Annotated in this window: 22 protein-coding genes; 16 read left to right on the top strand and 6 right to left on the bottom strand. The window is 69.8% G+C overall.

What is annotated here, in order from left to right; translation table 11 throughout:
* Window positions 1-39 precede the first annotated feature (39 nt).
* Window positions 40-315, top strand: coding sequence for a hypothetical protein (locus HUW62_RS17600; RefSeq protein ID WP_176435086.1), 276 nt, complete (start codon window positions 40-42; stop codon window positions 313-315).
* Window positions 316-325: 10 nt separating this feature from the next.
* On the opposite strand, the gene HUW62_RS17605 is transcribed toward HUW62_RS17600, so the two are convergent.
* Entirely contained in the window at window positions 326-631 is a 306-nt protein-coding gene (locus HUW62_RS17605) for a hypothetical protein (RefSeq protein WP_163866258.1), read from the bottom strand.
* Between the two features lie 250 nt (window positions 632-881).
* Here HUW62_RS17605 and HUW62_RS17610 point away from each other — a divergent pair, with 250 nt between their 5' ends.
* Entirely contained in the window at window positions 882-3,521 is a 2,640-nt protein-coding gene (locus HUW62_RS17610; protein ID WP_368670435.1) for an O-antigen ligase family protein, read from the top strand.
* Between the two features lie 17 nt (window positions 3,522-3,538).
* Here HUW62_RS17610 and HUW62_RS17615 read toward each other — a convergent pair whose 3' ends face one another.
* Together HUW62_RS17615 and astB are read right to left on the bottom strand one after the other, a co-directional pair.
* Complete coding sequence (locus HUW62_RS17615) at window positions 3,539-4,078, bottom strand: aminoacyl-tRNA deacylase (RefSeq protein ID WP_163866259.1); 540 nt, start codon at window positions 4,076-4,078, stop codon at window positions 3,539-3,541.
* 135 nt (window positions 4,079-4,213) lie between these two features.
* A complete protein-coding gene (astB, locus tag HUW62_RS17620) occupies window positions 4,214-5,536 on the bottom strand; it encodes an N-succinylarginine dihydrolase (RefSeq protein WP_163866260.1) in 1,323 nt (440 codons plus the stop codon).
* Window positions 5,537-5,552: 16 nt separating this feature from the next.
* Between astB and HUW62_RS17625 the strand changes: the two genes are divergently transcribed.
* The 8 genes from HUW62_RS17625 (at window position 5,553) to raiA (ending at window position 12,657) form a co-directional block, all read left to right on the top strand.
* Window positions 5,553-6,509 (top strand): lysophospholipid acyltransferase family protein, encoded by a 957-nt coding sequence (locus HUW62_RS17625; protein WP_163866261.1) that lies wholly within the window; start codon window positions 5,553-5,555, stop codon window positions 6,507-6,509.
* 21 nt (window positions 6,510-6,530) lie between these two features.
* A complete protein-coding gene (locus HUW62_RS17630; RefSeq protein WP_163866561.1) occupies window positions 6,531-7,079 on the top strand; it encodes a hypothetical protein in 549 nt (182 codons plus the stop codon).
* Window positions 7,072-7,671: an LptA/OstA family protein gene (locus HUW62_RS17635; protein ID WP_176435087.1), complete on the top strand. Its 600-nt coding sequence runs from the start codon at window positions 7,072-7,074 to the stop codon at window positions 7,669-7,671. The genes HUW62_RS17630 and HUW62_RS17635 overlap by 8 nt, the downstream gene beginning before the upstream one ends.
* Window positions 7,668-8,411, top strand: a complete 744-nt coding sequence (lptB, locus tag HUW62_RS17640) for an LPS export ABC transporter ATP-binding protein (RefSeq protein WP_163866263.1) — start codon at window positions 7,668-7,670, stop codon at window positions 8,409-8,411. Before HUW62_RS17635 ends, lptB begins: the two co-directional genes overlap by 4 nt.
* Before the next feature lie 247 nt (window positions 8,412-8,658).
* Window positions 8,659-10,176: an RNA polymerase factor sigma-54 gene (gene rpoN, locus HUW62_RS17645; protein ID WP_176435088.1), complete on the top strand. Its 1,518-nt coding sequence runs from the start codon at window positions 8,659-8,661 to the stop codon at window positions 10,174-10,176.
* A gap of 57 nt (window positions 10,177-10,233) precedes the next feature.
* A complete protein-coding gene (locus tag HUW62_RS17650) occupies window positions 10,234-10,881 on the top strand; it encodes a GNAT family N-acetyltransferase (protein WP_163866265.1) in 648 nt (215 codons plus the stop codon).
* Window positions 10,882-10,976: 95 nt separating this feature from the next.
* Window positions 10,977-11,744: a hypothetical protein gene (locus HUW62_RS17655; protein WP_176435089.1), complete on the top strand. Its 768-nt coding sequence runs from the start codon at window positions 10,977-10,979 to the stop codon at window positions 11,742-11,744.
* A 250-nt stretch (window positions 11,745-11,994) separates the two neighbouring features.
* Entirely contained in the window at window positions 11,995-12,657 is a 663-nt protein-coding gene (gene raiA / locus HUW62_RS17660; protein ID WP_163866267.1) for a ribosome-associated translation inhibitor RaiA, read from the top strand.
* A 311-nt stretch (window positions 12,658-12,968) separates the two neighbouring features.
* On the opposite strand, the gene HUW62_RS17665 is transcribed toward raiA, so the two are convergent.
* Window positions 12,969-13,589, bottom strand: a complete 621-nt coding sequence (locus tag HUW62_RS17665; protein WP_176435090.1) for a hypothetical protein — start codon at window positions 13,587-13,589, stop codon at window positions 12,969-12,971.
* Window positions 13,590-13,824: 235 nt separating this feature from the next.
* Between HUW62_RS17665 and HUW62_RS17670 the strand changes: the two genes are divergently transcribed.
* Together HUW62_RS17670 and HUW62_RS17675 are read left to right on the top strand one after the other, a co-directional pair.
* Entirely contained in the window at window positions 13,825-14,286 is a 462-nt protein-coding gene (locus HUW62_RS17670) for a PTS sugar transporter subunit IIA (RefSeq protein ID WP_163866269.1), read from the top strand.
* A gap of 25 nt (window positions 14,287-14,311) precedes the next feature.
* On the top strand, window positions 14,312-15,157 hold the full coding sequence (locus tag HUW62_RS17675) for a hypothetical protein (protein WP_163866270.1): 846 nt from the start codon (window positions 14,312-14,314) through the stop codon (window positions 15,155-15,157).
* On the opposite strand, the gene dtd is transcribed toward HUW62_RS17675, so the two are convergent.
* Complete coding sequence (dtd, locus tag HUW62_RS17680; protein WP_163866271.1) at window positions 15,154-15,609, bottom strand: D-aminoacyl-tRNA deacylase; 456 nt, start codon at window positions 15,607-15,609, stop codon at window positions 15,154-15,156. The two genes, HUW62_RS17675 and dtd, sit on opposite strands and share 4 nt — an antisense overlap.
* 226 nt (window positions 15,610-15,835) lie before the next feature.
* On the opposite strand from dtd, the gene dacB reads away from it, so the two are divergent.
* Window positions 15,836-18,121, top strand: a complete 2,286-nt coding sequence (gene dacB, locus HUW62_RS17685) for a D-alanyl-D-alanine carboxypeptidase/D-alanyl-D-alanine-endopeptidase (protein WP_176435091.1) — start codon at window positions 15,836-15,838, stop codon at window positions 18,119-18,121.
* 234 nt (window positions 18,122-18,355) lie between these two features.
* A complete protein-coding gene (locus tag HUW62_RS17690; RefSeq protein ID WP_163866273.1) occupies window positions 18,356-18,865 on the top strand; it encodes a single-stranded DNA-binding protein in 510 nt (169 codons plus the stop codon).
* A 144-nt stretch (window positions 18,866-19,009) separates the two neighbouring features.
* Here HUW62_RS17690 and HUW62_RS17695 read toward each other — a convergent pair whose 3' ends face one another.
* Window positions 19,010-19,687 (bottom strand): succinate dehydrogenase, encoded by a 678-nt coding sequence (locus HUW62_RS17695; RefSeq protein ID WP_163866274.1) that lies wholly within the window; start codon window positions 19,685-19,687, stop codon window positions 19,010-19,012.
* A 262-nt stretch (window positions 19,688-19,949) separates the two neighbouring features.
* Here HUW62_RS17695 and HUW62_RS17700 point away from each other — a divergent pair, with 262 nt between their 5' ends.
* Together HUW62_RS17700 and HUW62_RS17705 are read left to right on the top strand one after the other, a co-directional pair.
* Window positions 19,950-20,840: an Hsp33 family molecular chaperone HslO gene (locus HUW62_RS17700; protein ID WP_163866275.1), complete on the top strand. Its 891-nt coding sequence runs from the start codon at window positions 19,950-19,952 to the stop codon at window positions 20,838-20,840.
* Between the two features lie 34 nt (window positions 20,841-20,874).
* Window positions 20,875-21,906 (top strand): Glu/Leu/Phe/Val dehydrogenase, encoded by a 1,032-nt coding sequence (locus HUW62_RS17705; RefSeq protein ID WP_163866276.1) that lies wholly within the window; start codon window positions 20,875-20,877, stop codon window positions 21,904-21,906.
* Window positions 21,907-22,002 lie beyond the last annotated feature (96 nt).

Consider the following 22,002-nt stretch of genomic DNA (forward strand, 5'->3'; position numbering starts at 1 on the left):
TGTGTATAAGAGACCGGCTGGGGGCTGTCACGCCCGCTGGTGGTGCACCTGGGGGCGGCGAGCTACGCGCTGTACCTGCTCCAGTACCCCGCGGGCGAGGCGGCCATGAAGCTGGAGCGCGTGCTGTCGCCCTGGGTGGACCTGAACACGCCGCTGGGCTGGCTGGGCTCGGTGCTGCTGTTGGCGGTGCCTACGTCCGTGCTGGTGCACCGGTATGTCGAGACGCCGCTTCGCTCCCGGGTGCGCAAGGCGCTTCAGCCCTGGGTGGACGCGGATGGGGCCGTGACGACGAAGCCCGTGGTGCCGGGGGCCTGAGCCACCCGAGTCAGTCGATGCCGCCCTCACGGGCGATGCCGCACTCGCGCTTGCCCTCGGGGGTCTCAATCTTCTTGCAGTCGCAGCCCTCGAGCTTCGCCTCGCAGATGACCTCATCCTCGGGCGTGGGCTCCACGCGGCTCTCTTCCTGAGCGGCGTCCTGGAGGCACAGCTCCTTCTCCACCGAGTTGATGGAGCAGTCGCACAGCTTCTCGGACAGCTCGCGGCAGGCCCCCTTGCAGCCGGTGAGTCCGGACAGGGTGGAGCAGAGGAGGGCGGCGGTGAGGAGGAAGCGGCGCATGGGTGCGGCGAACATGCCAGAAGGTCTTCCGGATGCAAGCCAACTCCGGGCCCGGGCGTGCATGAATGGATGCCGGGCGGGCCCGCTCGCTCGGCGTGGCCGGGAACGGTGGGCTGGCGAGCCTGGGGCCTTGAGTCCCTGGGGCAAGGCGGCTTCCGGCGCCCGACAGTCACGCGCAGTGGGCCCCACCGGCTCCGCGCCTGCCGGCTCTGTCAGCCACCAGGCAGGGGGAACACGGGCTGGAAAGGAGAGGCCTTCGAGGCCCGTGTCATACTCACCGCCCTCGCCCCGAATGGCCTCCTCGTATCGCAGCTGCTCCCGGTACACCCGGCTCGCTGAAGCGGCCCTGGCCGCGCTCGTCGTGGTGTGTCCGCTGGCGCTCGGCGGCGCGGCGCGGTGGGTGTCCTGGCCGCTGATGGGGCTCGCGGGCGCGGCGGCGGTGCTGGCGGGAATCGGAGCCCGTCGCCAGGGCCAGTCGTTGCGCTTCCCCTTGCTGGCCGTACCCCTGGCGGCGAGCGTGGTGCTGTGCGCGGTGCAGCTCGTTCCGCTGCCGCAGGGCCTCTTGCGCGTGCTGAGTCCGGAGGCCGCCGCGCTGCGCGAGTTCGCGTTGGAGCCGCTGGGCCTCACGGGGGCCCGGCCCGTGTCGTTGGACCCCTCGGCCACGTGGCGCGAGCTGTCCAAGCACCTCGCCTATCTGCTGACCTTCCTCGCCGCCGTCCAAGTGTGCCGGGCCCGGGACAGCCGTCGGCGCCTGCTCGCGGTGGTGGCCTTCAGTGGCGCGGCGGTCGTCGTGGTCGGCCTGGGCCATGGACTGCTCGGCGTGCACTCCCTCTTCGGGCTGCGGCCCTGGGTGCATGCGCGGCCCACGCTGGTGACGTTCTTCGCCAACCCCAACCACCTCGCGGGCTTCCTCGGGCTTACGGCCTCGGTGGGCGTGGGGTTGGCCCTCACCACGCGTCCCCGCTCGAAGGCGCTGCCCTTCGCGCTGGCGGCGGGGGCCAGTGGCCTGGGCGTCGTGCTGTCGCTGTCGCGCGGTGGCATCGTCTTCTTCCTCTTCGGCCAGGCGCTGTTGATGCTGTGGCTGGTGCGTCAGCGTCGCGAAGGCGGCGCGCCTCGATGGGCCCGGAGCACCGCCGCCCTGCTGGGCCTGCTGGCGGTGCTGGCGGTGGGGGCATACGTCGCGGTGGACCAGCTCTGGGCCGAGGCTCGCTCCGCGGACAGCCTGGAGAAGCTGGGCCAGTCCAAGGTGTCGCTGTGGCCGATGATGGCTCGGGCCGCGCTGGAGTTCCCCGTGCTGGGCATGGGACGCGGCGCCTTCGAGGCGGCGTTCCCCCGCTATCAGTCCGAGCCCAACCCGAACACGCTCACTCATCCCGAGAACGCGGTGCTCCAGGCCGCGACGGAGCTGGGACTCCCGGGGCTGTTGCTGCTGGCCGTGGCCGTCTGGGGCTTCGTGCGGCTCGTACGCCGTTGTGACCTGGACGCGCTGGAGCTGGCGGCGCTGTCGGGCGTGGCCGCGCTCGGACTGCACAACCTCTTCGACTTCAGTTGGGAGCTTCCGGCCTGCGCGGTGGCCACGCTGCTCGTGCTGGGCGCGGTGGCTCGGCCTCGCGAGCGCGGGAAGGCCACGGCCACGGAGGGCACCCAGGTCAGCCTGACGCCCTCACTGGTGTTGCTGGGCTCGGCCGTCGTGCTGACGGGCGTGGGGTTGCTGGCGCTCGTGCCGGGAGCGCATCGGCTCGCGGACGCGGAGGCGGAGCTGGCGGCGCTCGTCGCCGCTCGCGGACCGGTGGACGCGGTGCATGCGAAGGGCCTGGAGCTCATCGACCGTCACCCCTCGGACTACCTGCTGTACCGACTGGTGGCCTCGGCCCACGCCTCGCGCGGCGGTGAAGGCGCGGGGGACACGCTGGCCTTCGTCAACCGCGCGCTGTACCTGGCCCCTCGAGACTCCGTGTCCCATCGCGTGGCGGGGCGCGCGCTGCTGTCCCTGGGGCGACGCTCGCAGGGCTTCCTGGAGTACCGGCTGGCGCATGAGGCCGGAGACACGGGCGCGCTCCTGGGCGAGGCGATTCGCCGGGCGCGCACGGTGGAGGACCTGTCATCGATGACGCCGGCCTCGACCGAGGTGGCGGGTCGACTCATGGACTCGCTGAGCAATACGCCCGGACGGCAGGAGCTGGCGCTGGCCTACGGAGCCTGGGCCCGCGAGCACTTCGAGGGGCAGCACGGCGTGACGGAGCTCTGGGCACGCGAGGCTCGCCTGCGACTCCAGCGCAAGGAGCTGTCGGAAGCGGAGGCCGCTTGCACAGAGGTCGAGCGTCGCGAGCCGGAGCGACTGGACACCGCGCTGTTGCGTGCCGAGGTGCTCAAGGGCAAGGGCGAGCGTGACGCCTCGCTCGGGGCCGTGGAGGTGCTGCGGGCGCGTCACCCGGCCAACGTGGAGTTGGCCTTCACCCTGGCCTCCTGGCAGATGGAAGCGGGGCTGACGCGGCGGGCTCGCGAGACGCTCCAGTCAGTGGGCGGCCTCATCTCCGACTACCGCCAGCGGGCGCTGCTGCTGTCGATGGAGGCGGAAGGCCTGGAGCGCGAGGGCTTTCTGACGCGCGCCGTGGAGCGACGACAGACGGCGGCGCGCTTGGTGCCGAGCCCAGACGCGTACTTCGCGGTGGCGCGGTTGCAGGAGACGCTGCGTCGCTATGACGCCGCGGCGCGCTCGGTGCGCGAGGGCCTGGGCCTGTTGCCGCCCGACTCCCGCGAGGCCGCGCGGGCGTGGGTGTCGCGTCTGGAGTCCGCCGAGGAAGCCCGGGTGGCCGCCCGTCGCAAGGAGCTGATGGAAGACCCGAGGGCGCAGGAGCTGGAGCACCTTCTGGGAGGCCCGAGAGAGCCTCCCGTGGAGCCCTAGCGCCCGCGGACCTCGGGTCAGGCGGGCATCGGCGCTTCCAGCTCCATCAGCAGCGGAGTGATGGGAATCACCGACGGGACGGGTTGCTGCAGTCCCTCGTGGATGAACGAGGCCACCAGCGGCCACTCCAGCGTGGCGAAGTCCTGGAAGCGCATCTCCAGGGCCTCCTCGTGAGAGCCCGCGCGGATGAGCAGGTGCTCCGTCAGGCTGAGCGTCTCGTCCACCGCCACGGGGAGCCCGTACATCTCGCCGAAGGGCGGCTCGGCTCCCAGCTCGCAGTCAGGGAAGTGGTTGGAGAACTCTCGCTCCGTCGCGAGCCTCGCCGTGCGACAGCCCAGGAGCTCTCTCACGCGCGCGAGGTCCACGGTGCCCGCCGCGGGCACGACGAAAATCCACGGCTGTCGGTCCGCCATGACGATGACGGACTTGGCCACGCGCCAACCCGAGACATGGAGCGTCTGGGCCAGTTCCTGTGCAGTGACAGCACGCGGGTGCCAGTAGCGCTCATAGAGGACACGGTTGTGTTGCAGGTAGTGCTGGATGGATGCGGGAATCACGGGGCGTCACCTCCTTGATGGAAAGGTGCTCACCCCGACAGTTCCGACCACCACACCCCGCGCCCCTCGACATCAGGGCCATCCGCCAGGCGCCCGCCGCCTCGTCGCTGGGGCAGGCGGGCAGGCGGCGCTGGTTCACTGCTGGAAGTCGTAGACGCTTCCCAGCTTGAGGATGCGGGTCAGCTCATCCAGCGCGGTCATCGTCTCGCGCGCCAGGTTCGGGTCCTGCAGGTCACGAGGCCGCAGCACCTCGCGGTAGTGACGGCGCACCCACGCGGCCAGGGACTCGTGCAGGGCCGGTGTGTAGAAGACGTCGGCGTCGATGGCCCGGCGCTCGGTGTCCGTGAGCCACACGCGCTGGCGCAGGCACGCGGGACCTCCGCCGTTGTTCATGGACTGGCGCACGTCCAGGTAGTGCACGGCCTTCACCGGCGTGTCCTCGGCGAGGATGCGGTCCAGGAAGCCGCGCGCGGCGGGCGTCTCGCGGCTCTCCACCGGGGCGACAATGGCCATCGTCCCATCCGGCAGCGTCAGCACCTGCGAGTTGAACGGGTACGCCTTCACCGCGTCCTTGGGCGGCAGCTCCGCGCTGCTGGCCACCACCGCGCGGAAGTCCGGCCCCAGCTTCTCGCGCAGCACCTGGAGCAGGCCGGGATAATCCACGAAGGCCAGCTCGTGCAGCATGAGGAAGCGCTCGTTGCCCACCGCGAGCACGTCCGTGTGGAAGGCGCCCGCGTCGATGCCCTCCGGGTGCTGCTGCGGGAAGAGCACGCAGCGCGAGTCGAGCTGGTGCAGCCGGGCCAGGGCCTGGCTCGCCTCCAGCGTCTGCCGGGCGGGGAAGCGCTTGGGGCCAGGGACGTCCTGCCACGCGCTGCGACCCCAGGCGAGCAGGTGCACGCCCGGGTGGCCCGGGGTGGCCAGCCGTGTGTGGTTGGCCGCGCCCTCGTCCGCGAAGTGGCTGCCGGGCGGCAGCGGCGCGTGCACGGCGAAGTGCTTCTCGTTGGAGAAGATGGAGCGCAGCACCGAGTGCGTCGTGTCCGCCTCCAGCGCGCGGTGGAACATCTGCGACAGGTTGGCGGGCGTCAGGTGCACGCGGCCATCGGCCGTGTCCGTGCTGGGGGCCACGGTGGCGGCGTTGGCCGTCCACATGGAGGAGGCGCTGGAGGTGAGCCGCAGCAGGTGCTCGCCCTCTCGCGCGGCGCGGGTGATGACCTCCTCGTCGGTGCCGGTGAAGCCCAGGGCCCGCAGGGCGCGCAGCGAGGGGCGCGGCTGGGGAGGCAGCACCGCCTGTCCGACGCCCAGGCTGGAGACGAAGCGCATCTTCTCCAGACCCTGGAGCGCGGCCTCGCGGGGATGGCTCGGCTCTCCGACATGGCTCTGTGACGCCAGGTTACCGGGCGACAGGCCTGCGTAGTTGTGGGTAGGACCGACGAGCCCGTCGAAGTTGTATTCGCGCATGGGGTATGGAGCGACTGTGGAGCATCCCCCCTTAGCAAAGCGCCTGAAACGTTTCCTCCGGTACCTGCTCATCCGGAGCGTCCTGTTGTGCCTTCAACCCCTCCCGCTGGGTTGGGCCCGGGCCCTGGGCTTCCGCCTGGGCGGACTTGCCTACACGCTGGCCGGTGGGGAGCGCCGCAAGGCCTTGAAGTCCCTGGCCGTGGCCTTCCCGGAGAAGTCCGACGCGGAGCGGCAGGCCCTGGGCCGCGCTTCGTTCCGGCACCTGGGCGCCGCGGCGCTGGAGGTGGCCTGCACCGGCGCCCTGGACCGGGGGCTGGAGCAACTGGTGGCCTGGCCGGACGCGGACCGGGCCGTGCTGGACGCGGCCCTGGCGCGAGGCAAGGGCGTGGTCTTCATCTCCGGCCATGTGGGCAACTGGGAGCTGCTCGCCCGCCGCGTGGCCCGCGCGGGCTACCCGAGCCAGAGCATCGCGAAGGAGACCACGGACCCCCGGCTCACCGTGCTGGTGGAGCGCTTCCGGGCGCGGGGTGGGGTGCGCAGCATCTGGCGCGGCCAGGACGGCGCGGCGCGGGCCATGCTGCGCGCGCTGCGGGCCGGCGAGATTCTGGGCCTGCTCATCGACCAGGACACCAAGGTGCAGTCGCTCTTCGTGCCCTTCTTCGGGGAGCTGGCGGCCACGCCTCGCGCGGCGGCGGACCTGGCGGTGCGCACGGGCGCGGCGGTGGTGACGGGCTTCTGCCACCGCGTGGAGGGTGGGGGCTACCGGCTGTCGATGGAGGAGGTGCCCGTGCCCGTCAGCGAGGACCGCGAAGTGGCGGCGCTGGAGCTCACCCAGGCCCTGTCCGCGCGAATCGAGGCGGCCATCCGGCGCACCCCCGAACAGTGGGTGTGGATGCACCAGCGCTGGAAGACGCGACCTCCCGTGGCCCCACAACCCGTGCTTGTCGAGGCGGCGCACGCCACCGCCCGGTGATAGAACGCCCCCGTGCCGCGCCTGTCCGTCCGACTCCTCGCCGCCTGCCTGCTCGTCGCGGCGTGCTCCCCGCGCCGCCAGACGGAGGGGCCCCCGCGGGAGCCCCCGCCCCAGGTGGTGCTCCATGGCGCGCGCCTGATGTCCTACGAGGGCGAGCGCCTCACGCTGTCGGGTGAGGCCGAGCAGCTCACCTACCAGCGCGCGGGGGGCGATGTGCAGGCCACCAACGCGACGCTGCGCATGCCTCCGGGCACGACGGAGGAGGGCATGTCGGTGGGCACGTCGGCGGGCATGGACATCAGCGCTCCGAATATGGAGGGCAGCCTCGCGTCCAAGCAACTGGTGGCTTCGGGGGGCGTCGTCGTCCGCACGGGCGAGGGGATGGTGGTGAACACGCCCCGGTTGACCTACGACGCCGTCCAGAAGGGCGCGCATGGCAACGAGGGCGTGCAGGTGCGAGGGCCGGCGTACCGACTGCGGGCGGACCGTTTCTCACTGTCCTTCCCGGATGAGACATTCAACTTCGAAGGCTCGGTGGAGACCGTGCTGGGAGCGGCTGAGCGTGATTGAGTTCCTCGTGATGGCGTTCTTCGTGGCGCAGCCCATGCCCGCCGTCGCGGCCACGCCCGTGGATGGCGGGACGACGCCTCCCGTCGCGGACGCGGGCACTCCAGCGGCGAGCCCGAGCCAGGGCCCGTTGGGGCCGGTGGATTTGAAGGAGCCGGTGCAAATCAACGCCGACCTCATCGAGGGCGGCAAGTCGCAGGCGACGCTCACCGGCAACGTGAAGGTGAAGCACCGCACCCTGGATTTGAAGTGCGACCGGATGATTGCCTACTTCGCCGCGTCACGCGTGGTGACGCGCGTGGTGTGCACCGGCGGAGTGCACGCGGTGGACGGCGACCGCATGGCCCGGGGCGAGCGCGCCGAGTACGACGTGGCCAGCGGAGTCCTCATCGTCACGGGCACGCCCGAGGCGCGCCAGGGGACGACGTACATGCGTGGGACGAAGGTGCGCCTCACGTTGGGCAGCGAGCGACTCGACGTGGAGAACGCCGTCATCATCTTCGAGTCCCCGCCGTCGGCCCCCGCGCCTGGCAAGAAGAAGGGCACGCCCGCTCGCACGACGCCCGCGCAGCCCCAGGAAGCTGCTCCACGATGAGCGACGGGAAGCTGCACGCCGATGGCCTGAAGAAGGCCTACCGCGGTCGCCAGGTCGTCAACGGCGTCTCCTTCACCGTGGCCCCGGGCGAGGTGGTGGGCCTGTTGGGCCCCAATGGCGCCGGCAAGACGACGAGCTTCAACATGGTGGTGGGCCTGGTGACGCCCGACGCGGGCCGCGTGCGCGTGGGCGACGAGGACCTCACGCACCTGCCCATGCACCGCCGGGCGCGCAGGGGCGTGGGCTACCTGCCCCAGGAAGCGTCCGTCTTCCGCAAGCTCACCGTGCGCGACAACTTCCTGGCCGTGCTGGAGCTCCAGAAGGGCCTGGACAAGCGCGCCCGCGAGACACGCGCCACCGCCATCCTGGAGGAGTTCGGCCTCACCCACGTCGCCGAGTCCCTGGGCGGCACCCTCTCCGGTGGCGAGCGCCGCCGCGCGGAGATTGCCCGGAGCCTCCTGCCCGAGCCCCGCTTCATCCTCTTCGACGAGCCCTTCGCCGGCGTGGACCCCATCAACGTGGGCGACCTGCAGCGGCAGATCTTCCTGCTCCGGGAGCGTGGACTGGGCGTCCTCATCACCGACCACAACGTCCAGGACACCCTGGGCATCTGTGACCGCGCCTACATCATCACACAGGGGCAGATCCTCGAAGAGGGGACGCCCGCCGAGATTGCCGCCTCTCCCCGGGCCCGAGCCGTCTACCTGGGAGAACGGTTCCGCCTCCAGCAGCCCTTGTGAGGACGGCTGGCCTTCGGCCAACCGAATGCATAGACTGCGTTGGCCTCGCTTTTGCGTCGACCGGTCAACACGGCCGAATCACGCCCAGTGCGTGTAAGGTATTGGTTTCCTTGTGGAATTTTGAATATGCAAGCAAGGGACCACGATTGCACCACTAGACGGCGTCAGGGTGCCTTGTTACGTTGGCACGGTCTTTGATTGGTCCCGTGTTGTGTAGGGGCTGAATCACTCGGGGAGACCCTGTCTCATGGCGATGGAACTCAAACAAAGCCTGAAGCTTGCGCAGCAGCTGGTGATGACGCCCCAGCTCCAGCAGGCCATCAAGCTGCTTCAGCTCTCCCGCATGGAGCTGTTGGAGCAGGTCCGCGAGGAGATGGATCAGAATCCACTCCTGGAGCAGCCGGACGAACAGGCACCGGGCGACGTGGGGGACAAGGAGCCCGGGGAAGCGTCGCTGGAGGCGGACAACGTCGAGATGCCCCGGGACGGGGACATGCCGGCGGCCACGAGCGACACGGCCACGGAGTTCAAGGCGGACGGCGACGGCCCCCCGGAAATCGACTGGGAGGCGTACCTCAACAGCTACCAGTTCAACGAGCAGACCACCGCCTCCAACAAGGGGAACGTGGCCACGGACGACCTTCCGTCGTTCGAGGCCAACCTCGTCAAGAAGGAGGACCTGGTCGACCAGCTCCAGGAGCAGCTCGGCACGCTGCGCCTGAACGACGCCGAGCGCCGCGTGGCCATGCTCATCCTCGGCAACCTGGATGACGACGGCTACCTGAAGCTGCCGGACGTGGAGGGCGACCCGCTCATCCGCCTGTGCAACGAGGCGGACGTGCCCATGCACGTGGCCGAGCGCACCCTGCGGCGCATCCAGATGCTGGAGCCCCGGGGCTGCGGCGCGCGCGACTTGCAGGAGTGCCTGCTCATCCAGTTGCAGGGGATGAAGGAGCCGCACGCGCCGCTCCTGGGCCTCATCATCAAGCGGCACATGAAGTACCTGGAGAGCAAGAACCTGCCCGCCATCGCCAAGGACCTGAAGGTCAGCTTGGAAGAGGTGGTGGAGGCGGTGAAGCTGCTCCCCAAGCTGGACCCGAAGCCGGGCCGCAACTTCAGCGGCGACGACGCGCAGTACATCACCCCCGACGTGTTCGTTTACAAAATGGGGGAAGAGTACACGGTGGTGCTCAACGATGACGGCCTGTCCAAGCTGCGCATCTCCGGCACGTACCGGAACGCGCTGAAGAACGGCGCGGTGGGCCCTGGCCAGACGAAGGACTTCATCCAGGACAAGCTGCGCAGCGCGGTGTGGCTCATCCGCTCCATCCACCAGCGGCAGCGGACCATCTACAAAGTCACCGAGAGCATCGTGAAGTTCCAGAAGGACTTCCTGGACAAGGGCATCGCCCACTTGAAGCCGCTCATCCTCCGGGACGTGGCGGAGGACATCGGCATGCACGAGTCCACGGTGAGCCGCGTGACGACGAGCAAGTACGTGCACACGCCGCAGGGCATCTTCGAGCTGAAGTACTTCTTCAACTCGTCCATCTCCCGCGTGTCCGGCGAGGACACCGCGAGCGAGGCGGTGAAGCACCACATCAAGCAGCTCGTATCGGCGGAGGACGCGCGCAACCCGTACTCGGACCAGAAGATTGTGGAGCTCCTGCGCTCGCAGGGCACCGAAATCGCGCGGCGCACGGTGGCCAAGTACCGCGAGGTGCTGGGCATCCTCCCGAGCAGCAAGCGCAAGCGGTACTACTGAGTCCGTGACAAGTGGCTCTTTCCTCCGGCTTTCCGGAGGATGAGATTCGGGGGCGCCATGAGCGCCCCTTTTTCTTTTCCCACGGATGCCGACGCCCCTCGCAGGGCGCTCGTGCCCCTCGTCGTTCCGCCCGTGGTCCTGGAGGGGCGCGCGGTGCGCCTGGAGCCCATGACGCTGGGGCACGCCCCGGCCCTGGCCGCGCTGTGCGAGGACGACATCTTCACGAACTTCTCGGTGGTGCTGCGCTCGCTGGAGGACGTGGAGCGCTTCATCACCCGGGCGCTCGGCGCGGCGGAGCGGGGCACGGAGCGCCCCTTCGTCATCGTGGAGCGCGAGACGGGGGCCGTCGTGGGCACCACCAGCTACCTGGACATCCAGCGCGAGCACCGGACGCTGGAGATTGGCTGGACGTGGCTGGGTCGCCGGGTGTGGCGCACGCGCGTGAATACCGAGGCCAAATACCTGTTGTTGTGCCACGCCTTCGACACGCTCGGCGTCATGCGCGTGCAGCTCAAGACGGACCGGCGCAACGCTCGCTCGCGCGCGGCGATTGAGCGGATGGGCGCGAAATTCGAGGGCATCCTCCGCAACCACGTGCTGGTGCGCGGCGGGGTGGTGCGTGACAGCGCGTACTACGGCGTCATCGACACGGAGTGGCCGGAAGTGAAAGCTCGGCTGGAGGGCTTCCTCCAGCAAGCGGGCTAGCGGACAGGCGGGCAGGCGTGGGGGTGGGAAAGGTGACGGCCCGGCGCCGTTCTGCTCCCAGGGGGCCGGGGCGGTGGGTATAGGGTGCGACCCGCATGCACTCTTCCTCTCGTTTCCCTTTTGGCGCGGTATCGGGAGTCCTCGTCGCGCTCGGGTTGCTGTCGGGCTGTGGTGACGACGTCACCACGGAGACCGTGGACCTCGCGGGGCTCTCGGACCGCACGCTCACGTACTCGCACGCGGACGTGGACCTGTTCGAAGTGGAGCAGGCCCCGGGCTCCCACCGCGTCACGGTGACGTTCTCCCAGGCGGATGGAGACCGGTGCACCCGGCTGAACGACGGCGCCACCGCGACGTTCAACGGCCAGGCCATGCGGTTGGAGCAGGGCGGTGTCGATGCCACGGCGGGCCGCGACGTGTGCCTGCCCACGCGGGCCTTCTTCGACTTCGACCCCGATGCCTGGGAGGCGCTGCCGCCCACGGATGCGCGCATCGTCTTCCAGGACGCGAGCGCCACCGTCACCCTCACGATGAAGGAGGGGCAGGCGAAGCGTTCCTTCACGGGGACGGCGACGCGACTGCTGCGGGGCCAGACGTACTCGTTCCAGTGGAATCCAACGAACGAGTTGCTCAACGCCGCCGCCGCCACGCTCCTGCCCGAGGGCGGCGCCGTCACCGCGGGGATGACCATCACGCGCGAGGGCGGAAAAATCACCTTCACCGTTCCCTCGCAGCTGGGCGCGGCCACGCATCTGCTGACCTTGAGCGGCACCGTGCAGGGAGAGGTGACGGAGTGCTCGGGCGTGGCCGCCTGCCGGGGCTCCTACTACCACTCGCAAGAGCAGGTGGTGGCGGTGCAGTGAGCAGGCTGCTCGCCTGAGCCTGTGTCGCGAGATACCCGGCGCATGGCGCGGCGCGTGATTCCAACGCGTGATTCCGAGGGGTTGAAGAGTCTGGTGCCCCGCATGAATGCGGGCCAGCGACGCCGGGTTGTCAGCCCCCGGACGCGTGGTGCGCTCGGGAAGAGGCAACGTGGGGGGACGGGTTGCTTTCCCGAGGTCAGAAGTTTCTGATCTGTCACGCAGCTCCCCTCACCCTAGGAGGCAGCCACGCATGCAGTTCAACATCACCTTCCGTCAGTTCGGGGCGTCGGATTCTCTCAAGGAATACGCACGCGAGAAGGTCGAGCGGGTGAACAAGCTGTTGGACAGAGCAGGAGAGGCACACGTCGTGCTGTACCTGGAGCGTCACCTCCACCACGCGGACATCACCATCCAATCCGGCGCCTGGGTGCTGCGCGGGAGGGCTGAGAGCGATGACATGTACGCATCCATCGACCTGGCGATGGACAAAATCGAGCGCCAGCTGCGCCGCTACCGGGACAAGCTGAAGACGCATCACGGCCGCGAGCGCGTGCACCACCGCCAGGACCTGGTGAACAGCCTGAAGGTGCGTCACGCCGTCTTCGAGGTGCCGGACGTGGAGGAGTTGGCCCTCATCGCCGCGCAGTCCACGGTGGAGTCGTCCACGACGACGAAGGCCGCCGACCCTGTCGATGCCGCCGCGACGCGCGTGGTGCGCGCCACCCAGCTCACCGTGAAGCAGCTGTCGGTGGACGAGGCGGTGATGCAGATGAACCTGATGAACAACGACTTCTACGTCTTCCACAACGTGGAGTCGGACGCGCTGGGCATCATCTACCGGCGCAAGGATGGCCAGTACGGCCTCATTGAACCCCACGAGCCGCCGGCCCTGGCCGTCGCCACGGGGACCTGAGCCCGTCAGCCAGTCCAGTGAGGAAGAGTCGCGCTCCGCCACCCCCCTCGAGGAGGCGGAGCGCGAACACCCCCGTCCGGTGTGTGACGGGGGCGTTGCCGTTCCTTCATGGATGCAGCATCCAGCGCCCGTGGTCGGCCACGCGCACCGGTGTCCCCCCAGTCGCCCGGAATGGCGACTGGCGCATCCGTCGCCAAGAACGACAGCGCGCGAAAGGCATATCGGCCGGAAAAAGACGGCGCGCTCCACCCCTCCCCCGGGAGATGGAGCGCGCCCTGGGCACCTCGTGGCGACGAGCGCCCGTCAGTTCCTCACGGGACCTTCTTGCAGGAGTTGAAAGCCTGCTCGTTGCGCGCGTCACCCGCCATGCTGGCGACGGTCATCGCGGTGGTGACCACGGGCGCCCGCGTGTTGACGAGCGCCAGCGTCATCAGCGCGGCCCGCTCTCCCAGGGAGCGCCGGTGGAGCGTCGCGGGGAAGGCCAGGGTGACGTCCTTCTCCACGGCGCTGCCGCACTCGCGGATGCCCGCCAGGGTGTCCCCCTCGCGCTTCAGCACGTAGGCGCAGGGCCCCACGCGGCCGTGCAGGTACGTGCCGTCCTCGGTGAGGTCCACCGCCAGCCCGCCGAAGGTGCCCCAGACGCGGGTGTCATCTCCCTCGGCCAGCTCCAGCCGCGTCGCCTGGTGGCCCACGGAGCCGGTCAGCTTCTGGTAGTCCCACTGGAGCGAGACGGGGTCCCTGCGGTAGCGGCCGTGCATGGCGTTGGCGGAGATGCTCAGCGTGGAGCTGGGCCCGGTGATGGCGTCGCCCTGCAACAGCAGGGATTCCTCGGCGGCGTCTCCCAGGGCCATGCCCCTTGGAGACGCGGTGGTGGCGCAGCCGGTGGCCCACACCGAAATCACGACGAGGCTCGAGCACAGCGTTCGCTTCATGGCGGTCGCTCCCTTCCTGCTTCGATTCGAGGATTCACGGCGGGAAACGGCGGCCCTCGAGGCGCATATCGCCCCCTGGGACGACCGGGGAGGGGGGGCCTGGGGGCGACCCAAGGCCCTTGGGTCCCTGATGCGCAGTGAGCGGCCGTGGGGCCAGGACGTCAGGCGACCCTTGCGCGAATCGAGGGTGAGGAGTAATTGCCGCCATCTCAGGAGCGCCAGCGCGGGAGCGTCAGTGAGAATCGCCGAGTTCCTCAGCCCCCAAGCCGTCATCGCGGACATGCAGTCGCGGACGAAGCAGGAGGTGTTGCGCGAGCTGAGCGCCACGTTGGTGCGAGCCCACCCCCTGCTTCAGGAAGACCGTCTGGTGGAGGTGCTGCGCGAGCGGGAGAAGCTGGGCAGCACCGGCATCGGCGAGGGCGTGGCCATCCCCCATGGCAAGCTGCCGGGCATGACGCAGCTCCAGGCGGCCTTCGGCGTGTCCCGGGCGGGCGTGGACTTCGAGGCCATCGACGGCAAGGCCACCCACCTGTTCTTCGCGCTGGTGGCCCCGGAGAACAGCGCGGGGGTGCACCTCAAGGCGCTGGCTCGCATCTCCCGCCTCTTCAAGAATCCCCGCTTCCGAGCCTCCATCCTGGAGGCGACCACGGCCGCGGCCATCCACGAGCTCATCATCCAGGAAGACGCACGGCCCTGAGGGGCTGTCCCCAGGGGGGGACGACATGGACGTGGTGCTGCGGCCCATCAACGACCGGTTCTTCCACGAGCAGGTGCTCCCGTTCCTCGCGCGCGCCATGGGTGACGCGACGGGGGCCCTGGAGTCGCTCCTGGAGACGCTGGGCGACGTGCAGGCGCGGATTCTCTGCGAGCGGATGCTGGCCACGGCGGTACCCGGGGGCCTGGGCTCGGTGGACGCGGACCCCTGGTCGGACCTGGTGGACAGGCTCGCCTTCCTCCCCTGGAAGGAAGGCCCCACGGGTTGGGAGGTGGGCACGCAGCACGCCGGCTACGCGGACGCCTGGGACGAGGCGCTGCACCTGTCGCTGATGCTGGAGGAGCCCAACTACCCGTACTGGGACTCGAAGGGCGCCCGCGAGGTGCGCGACGGCTTCCGCTTCAGGCCCCTGGCGGACATGGGGCTGGCCTCGCTGCTGGCGGGGCAATGGGACCCCTTCCCGGAGTTCCCCCCGGACCGCGTCTTCGTCACCCAGGGCCGGGGCGAGTACTTCCCCACCGAGCGCTTCGCCTTCGCCGACTGGGCCTGGCGCCCGGCCCGCGCGGTGGCGCACTGGCAGGTGAACCTGCCGCGCAAGCTGGAACGGCTCATCGCCCGCGAGCAGGAGCGCATGAAGCTGCCGTCGCTGCCGGAGAAGGACGAGGTGCTCGGCTACTGGCTGGGCAAGCTGGCTCAGCCTCCGCCGCTGACGGTGGCCTTCTCCGGGCTGGGGCCTCGCGCGGCGAGCTGGATTCGGGAGCTGGGCGCGCTCACCACGCACATCCGCCAGGCGGCGATGGCCAAGCAGGGCCTGGCCGCGCTCGTCACCAAGGGCAGCACCGTCCGGATTTAAGTCGGAGCCGGAGCCGGGCTGTCCAGGATGAGGGTGACGGGCCCGTCGTTGACGAGCGCCACCTTCATGTCCGCCGCGAAGATGCCGGTGCCCACGGTGAGCCCGCGCTGACGGAGGCCCTCGCAGGCGCGCTCGTACAGGGCCTTGGCGACAGTGGGCTCCATGGCGTCGATGAAGCTGGGGCGTCGGCCCTTGCGCGCGTCTCCGTAGAGGGTGAACTGGCTGACGACGATGAGCTGGCGGGAGGTGTCCTCCAGGGAGAGGTTCATCTTCCCGGCGGCGTCCTCGAAGATTCGCAGTGTGGCGAGTTTCTCCACCATCCACGCCACGTCCGCTTCCGTATCGCCCTTGCCCACCCCCAGGAGCACCAGCAGGCCGGGGCCGATGTCACTCACCCGTTGCCCGTCCACCGTCACCGATGCCTCCAGCACCCGCTGCACCACCGCTCTCATCGAAGTTTCCTCCACGGCTGTCAGGGGCACCCCTCATGATGCGCCTGGCTGTCATCGGCATCTTGGGCGCTGGGAGGACCGCAGTGAAAAGAAGTCCACATGTGGGGGGCGCCAATTTCCACTTGGCGGTAGAGCGAGCGCCCAACCGTGGACTCCCGCACCCCCTCTCCCTTGCCGTGCTTTCGCGCCCTTCCCCATAATGGCCGCCGACTTCCCCGGAGCGTGCGTGCAGGTTCTTCGAGCCAGACACCTCTTGGCCGCGCTGGCCATCGTTTCCCTGCTGCTTCCACACGGTGCCCTCGCGGCGCCCCCCACCTCCGCCGAGAAGCGCGCGGACCGCGAAGCCCTGCGGGCCGCGTTGCTCGAAGTGTTGCAACGCGCGCCGCTCAAGGTGAGCCGCGTGGGCGTCCACATGCAGAGCCTGGACGACGGCACGGTGGTGTTCACCCACAACGCGGACGAGCTGCTCAACCCGGCGTCCAACGTGAAGCTCGTCACGTCCGCGGCGGCGCTGGCGACGCTCGGGCCGGAGTTCCGCTATGACACGGAGTTCCTCGTCGAGCCGGAGATGCCGGCGGACGGCAAGGTGAAGACGCTCTACGTGCGCGGCAAGGGCGACCCGTCCATGACGACCGAGCGCCTGTGGGGCGTGGTGTCGGAGCTGTGGCACTCGGGTCTGCGCGAGGTGGGGGACATCGTCGTGGACGACTCCTGGTTCGACGCCGAGCGCACGCCGCCCGGGTATGACCAGGAGGACTCGGACCGGGCGTACATGGCGCCCACCGGCGCGCTGAGCCTCAACTGGAACGCGGCGGCCATCTTCCTGCGCCCCGGCGCGAGCCCCGGCGCCAAGGGCACCGTGGAGATGGAGCCCCCCAGCGACTACTTCGTCGTCGACAACCAGCTGTCCACCGGCGCGAAGCGCGCGCGGCGCGTCTCCGTGACGTCGGACCCGGCGGGCCCGCAGCAGAAAATCGTGGTGCGCGGGCAGGTGCCGCCCGAGCGCGGCGGGGCCGTCAGCGTCTGGAAGAAGATCGACAACCCCCCCATGTACTTCGGCCAGACGCTCAAGCAGCTGTTGAACACGCGCGGCATGAAGGTGAAGGGCCGGGTGAAGACGGGCCTGACGCCGTCCAAGGCGCGCATGGTGCACGTGGCCCAGTCGGACACGTTCGACGTGATGCTCAAGCGCCTCAACAAGCTCTCCAGCAACTTCGTCGCCGAGCAGCTCCTCAAGACGATGGGCGCGGAGGGGCGCGGCCAGCCGGGCTCCTTCACCAAGGGCGTGGAGGTGGTGGAGCAGTTCCTGGAGCGCGACGTGGGCATCCCCCGCGGCACGTACGTCATGAAGAACGGCAGCGGCCTGAACGACGCGAACCGCTTCTCCGCCGCGCAGATCAACAAGCTCTTGCGCTACATGCACACGCGCTTCACCTTCGCGCCGGAGTACCTGTCCTCGGTGCCCATCGCCGGCAAGGACGGCACGCTGAAGTACCGCTTCGAGGGCAGCGAAGCGGTGGGCAAGCTGCGCGCGAAGACGGGCACGTTGGAGGGCGTCTCCGCGCTGAGCGGCTACGTGACGAGCGCGGGTGGTGAGCGCTTCTCCTTCTCCATGATGGTGAACGACTTCGCTGGCCGTGCCGGGCCCATCGTCGCGGGCCTGGACGCGCTGGGCGCGGCGGTGGCCGCCACGGGCTCCAGCCTGGGGCCCTCCAGCGCGGTGGCCTCCCTGGCGGATGGGGGCAAGCCGTCGGGCGCCATCGACGACGTGGCGGCCCGCATCAAGACGTACCTGGACCTGGGCCGGCAGAGAGACCAGCGCAACCTGGGCTTCCTGCGCACGGCGTGGCGCAGCGAGAGGGACCCGGCGGTGCGCGCGGTGCTGGCGGAGAGCCTCTACCAGTCCAACCCGCATGACTACCTGGGGGCGCGCACGCTCCTGGACAGCTACTCGGCGGGCAATGACGTGTACGGCCGGCTGAGGGAGGTGGCGCGAGTGCTGTCCGTGGAGGTGCCCGGCGTCACCAGCATGGTGGAGCTGGCGGCGGGCGGTAACACGGAGGCGCTGGCCCGGGTGCTGGAGCTGGCGGGCGCCACGGGCGTGGATGCCCAGGCGCAGTCGGAGATGTCCGTGGCGTTGGGCGAGGTGGCTCGCACGGCGCCGGAGGAGCTCGTGGTGGCGCTGCGCGCGGCGGCTCCGGCGGACCGGGAGTCGTCCTCGACGCTGCTGGCTCGCGCGCTGGTGCAGGCGGGGCAGGCGGACCACCCCTTCTGGAAGTCGTTGCGCAGGATGCAGGGCGCGGCGGACCCCCAGGTGGCGACGTTCGCCAAGGGGCTGGACTCCACGCTGTCGCAGAAGGTGGCGGAGGCCAAGGCGCCCCGTCCGCCCGAGGGCGGCGCGCCGGTGCAGGTGGTGGCGCCGGCGGGGGGCTCCTCGACTCCTCCGCCCCCGCGCAACACGGGCAGTGCTCCTGATGCGTCGCGCACCGCGGAGACGCGTCCGGGCGGGTAGTACCGGGTGGGCGGGTGCCACCTGCCGGGTGGTGCCCTCCCGCACCTTTCCACCGTCGTCTCCTCGCCCGTGGGGCCGCCTTCCGGGCGAGCCGGGTACCAGGGGACCGCCTTCTGGAAATGTCAGGCCGCACTGCTATACGTCGGAGGCAACCTGCCAGGGCTGATGCCCGGCAGGTGTGCAGACCCTCTCCGTGGTGGAGGGGAGCTCGACGGAAAGTCAGAGGGAGCAGTCATGGCAGGAGGCGTGAACAAGGTCATCCTCATCGGCAACCTGGGTGCGGACCCCGAAGTGCGGTTCACCCCGGGCGGTCAGGCGGTCGCGAACTTCCGCATCGCCACCAGCGAGAGCTGGCAGGACAAGAACGGCCAGAAGCAGGAGCGGACCGAGTGGCACCGCATCGTCGTCTGGGGAAAGCTCGCGGAGCTCTGCGGCGAGTACTTGAAGAAGGGACGGCAGTGCTACGTCGAGGGCCGCCTGCAGACGCGCGAGTGGATGGATAAGGAGAACCGGAAGAACTACACCACGGAGGTCGTGGCCAACGCGGTGACGTTCCTGGGTGGCCGTGACGCCGGGGACGGCGCGGGTGGCGGTGGTGGTGGGCGCCGGCAGTCCGGTGGTGGCGGTCAGTCGCGCGGCATGGACAACAACGACTACGGCCAGCCGCCTCCCATGGATGACGGCATGGGCGGTCCCTCCTCCGGCGGTGGCGGCGGCAACGGCGAGGACGACATCCCGTTCTGAGCGGCGTCGCGCGAGCCGCGCGGCACTCCAGAAACGAACCGGCCGCTCCCCGGAAGTCTCGGGGGCGGCCGGTGTGCTTTTCAGGGCTGCGGCGAAGGGAGTACGGCGCCCTCGCTTCGTGGCGGGCGCCGTGTCCTTTTGAGGCTACGGGTTCGAGGGGCCGAAGGCGGCGCCCGCGGTATAGAGCGCGTAGATGGCGCTCCAGCTCATCGCCGTCAGCAGCAGGAAGATGATGATGGTGACCGGCTCGAAGCGGCGCATGGCGCGCTCGCTGCCCAACAGGCCCCAGCCCATGCCGAAGCCCTGGAGGCCGTTGGCCAGATGGTACGCGGTGCCCAGCGTGCCCAGCAGGTAGACGATGAGTGTGGGGCCGTGGAAGTGCATCTCCCGGGCGATGTCGGTGAACGCCTCCGGGTGTCCCCCGATGAGCCGGGGCTGGAGGAAGGCCAGCCAGATGTGGGCGCCGAGGAAGGCGAGCACACCCAGGGCGCTCACGCGCTGGAGGATGAACTTGAAGTTGCCGTAGTTGTTGTACCGGTTGTTGTTCGGCCGGAAGCTGAGGAGCCGGACGATGCCCCAGCCGGTGTGGAACAGCAGCGGCAGCAGCACGATGACGAAGGAGAGGTACATCGAAAACGGGTTGGCGTACGTGGTGACGGACTTCTCCCACGCGACCGCCCCGCCGAACGCGGAGAGGTTGTCCCAGAGGTGGTTGACGACCCAGAACGTCAGGGGCACCACCGCGAGGAACGAGCCCAGGCGGGACTTGAGGAGCGGAGTCTTCGTCGGAACGGCGTCGGCTGTGGCGGCCTGGGTGCTCATCGGGTCTCCAGCGATGGCGCGCGGGCAAGTGGCCGCGCCCCAAGTCAAAGTCGGGTGACTGTCGGAGGGCGGTTTATAGCCGTTCCGGCCAGGACGCTGGATTTCTTCCGCATCCCCGCATGGCAGCCGTCGCGCACGGAGGCATAAGCCTGGCCTTATGCGTCACCCTGGGTGGCCCTGCTGCCGGGCCAGCATGCGACGGGGCGTCCGCCCTCCGACGTGGGTGGGCACGGCCGGCTCGGGCACGCTAAGTCGCTCTGCCATGTCCGATGAGCTCGTCAGTGGATTGCTGAAGAAGTCCGATGCGCGCGTGGTGCTGGCGCTCACCACGGACCTGTCCCGTCAGGCCCGCGCCACCCACCACACGGCCCCCGCCGCCGCGGCGCTGCTGTCCCAGGCCCTCACCGCCGCCGCCCTGTTGGGCGCGCTCCAGAAGGGCGAGTCCCGCGTCAACCTCCAGGTGGAGTGCGACGGGCCGTTGCGGGGCCTCTTCGTGGACGGCGACACGTCCGGCCTCGTGCGGGGCTACGTGAAGAACACCCTCGTCGAGTACGTGGGTGGCGACGACCAGTACCAGTGGCGTCCCGTGCTGGGGAACAAGGGCTTCCTGTCCGTGCTGCGGGATTTGGGCGGCGGTGAGCACTACCGCTCGTCGGTGGAGCTGGAGCGCTTCGACCTCGCGGAGGACCTGGAGCGCTACTTCCATCAGTCGGATCAGCTCCCCTCCCGCCTGGTGCTGGCGCAGCTCCCCATCCAGGTCGAGGGCAAGACGGAGTCGCTGGGCGTGGTCGCAGGCCTGCTCCTCCAGCCGCTGCCCGGCGCGGACCTGGAGACCTTCCAGGCGCTGGGTGAGCGGCTGCGTCGTGACGCCACGTCGGTGCTCCTGACGCACGCGGCGTCCGGTGGGGCCGCGGTGTTGCGCGCGCTGTTGCCGGAAGCGGACTTCGAGGTGATGTCTCGTTATCCGCTGCGCTTCGGCTGCTCGTGCAGCGAGGACCGCGTGAAGCGCGCGCTGCTCGCGATGGGTCGTGAGGAGTTGCAGGACCTCCTGGAGAAGGAAGGACAGGCGGAGGCCACGTGCCAATTCTGCACGACGCGCTATGTCATTCCTGGAGATGTCATTCGCGGCATGTTGGAGAGCGGCACGGTTTGACTTGGGTGCGTGGCCTCGGTAGAGGCCGCGCGCCATGAGTTACTTCACGCAATTGCTCGAGGGCGGCTACGAAGCCGTCCATCTGCTCAGCGACTCCCGGACGGGCCTGCGGGCCATCGTCGGAATGCACAACACGCGGCTGGGCCCCGGGCTGGGTGGGACGCGCGCGTTGGCGACGTACACCAGCGAGGAGGAGGCCGTCGCGGACGCGCTCCGGCTGGCGCGCGGCATGACATACAAGGCGGCGCTCGCGGGCCTGCCTCACGGCGGCGGCAAGGCCGTCATCATGCTGCCGCGCGGCAACTTCGACCGGGCGAAGCTGTTCGAGTCCTTCGGTCGCGCGGTGGAGTCGCTCGGCGGCCGCTACATCACCACCGAGGACAGCGGCACCAGCACGGACGACATGGAGCACGTGCGCAAGCACACGAAGCATGTCGTCGGCCTGAAGGAGCGCAGCGGAGACCCGTCACCGGTGACGGCGTACGGCGTGGCGCGCGCGATGGAGGCCACGGCGAAGCACGTCTTCGGCCGCCCGGACCTCAAGGGGCTGCGCGTCACGGTGCTGGGCGTGGGCCACGTGGGCATGTACCTGGTGAAGGAGCTGCACGAGCGCGGCGCCAAGGTCTGGGTCAGCGACATCAACGCCGCCAGCGTGGCGCACGCGGTGAAGGAGTACGGCGCGACGGCGGTGGACGCGGACACGCTGCACCGCATGGAGGCGGACGTCTTCGCGCCCTGCGCGCTGGGCGGTGCCATCAACGACGCCACGCTGCCGCTCCTCAAGGTGAAGGCGGTGTGCGGGGCGGCCAACAATCAATTGCTCACCATGCGACACGGGGAGCAGCTCGCCGGACGAGGCATCCTCTACGTGCCGGACTACGCGGCCAACGCCGGGGGCCTCATCAACGTGGCCCAGGAGTGGGCGGGGTATGACCGGGAGAAGGCCTACGCCCGGGCGTCCAACATCTTCGACACCATCGACACGGTGCTGCGGCGCGCGAAGGAGTCCAGCCTTCGTCCGGAGCAGGTGGCGGACCGCATGGTGGAGGAGAAGCTGGCGGCCTGACGCGAGCGGCTGAGCCGTCACCCCGGTGTGTCGTCGGGGTGTATCGAGGCGCGGGCTTCAGCGGGATGTGGCCAGGGCGCGGTCCCCGGGGTATGA

This window comes from Myxococcus sp. AM011, assembly GCF_013372595.1.
Classification (GTDB): Bacteria; Myxococcota; Myxococcia; order Myxococcales; family Myxococcaceae; genus Myxococcus; species Myxococcus eversor.

Coding starts and splice junctions, on each gene's coding strand:
- HUW62_RS17705 (WP_163866276.1), top strand. CDS start 20,875: ATGAGTTACTTCACGCAATTGCTCGAGGGCGGCTACGAAGCCGTCCAT.
- HUW62_RS17605 (WP_163866258.1), bottom strand. CDS start 631: ATGTTCGCCGCACCCATGCGCCGCTTCCTCCTCACCGCCGCCCTCCTC.
- HUW62_RS17690 (WP_163866273.1), top strand. CDS start 18,356: ATGGCAGGAGGCGTGAACAAGGTCATCCTCATCGGCAACCTGGGTGCG.
- HUW62_RS17665 (WP_176435090.1), bottom strand. CDS start 13,589: ATGAAGCGAACGCTGTGCTCGAGCCTCGTCGTGATTTCGGTGTGGGCC.
- HUW62_RS17650 (WP_163866265.1), top strand. CDS start 10,234: ATGAGCGCCCCTTTTTCTTTTCCCACGGATGCCGACGCCCCTCGCAGG.
- HUW62_RS17655 (WP_176435089.1), top strand. CDS start 10,977: ATGCACTCTTCCTCTCGTTTCCCTTTTGGCGCGGTATCGGGAGTCCTC.
- astB (WP_163866260.1), bottom strand. CDS start 5,536: ATGCGCGAATACAACTTCGACGGGCTCGTCGGTCCTACCCACAACTAC.
- lptB (WP_163866263.1), top strand. CDS start 7,668: ATGAGCGACGGGAAGCTGCACGCCGATGGCCTGAAGAAGGCCTACCGC.
- dtd (WP_163866271.1), bottom strand. CDS start 15,609: ATGAGAGCGGTGGTGCAGCGGGTGCTGGAGGCATCGGTGACGGTGGAC.
- rpoN (WP_176435088.1), top strand. CDS start 8,659: ATGGCGATGGAACTCAAACAAAGCCTGAAGCTTGCGCAGCAGCTGGTG.
- HUW62_RS17700 (WP_163866275.1), top strand. CDS start 19,950: ATGTCCGATGAGCTCGTCAGTGGATTGCTGAAGAAGTCCGATGCGCGC.
- HUW62_RS17695 (WP_163866274.1), bottom strand. CDS start 19,687: ATGAGCACCCAGGCCGCCACAGCCGACGCCGTTCCGACGAAGACTCCG.
- HUW62_RS17675 (WP_163866270.1), top strand. CDS start 14,312: ATGGACGTGGTGCTGCGGCCCATCAACGACCGGTTCTTCCACGAGCAG.
- raiA (WP_163866267.1), top strand. CDS start 11,995: ATGCAGTTCAACATCACCTTCCGTCAGTTCGGGGCGTCGGATTCTCTC.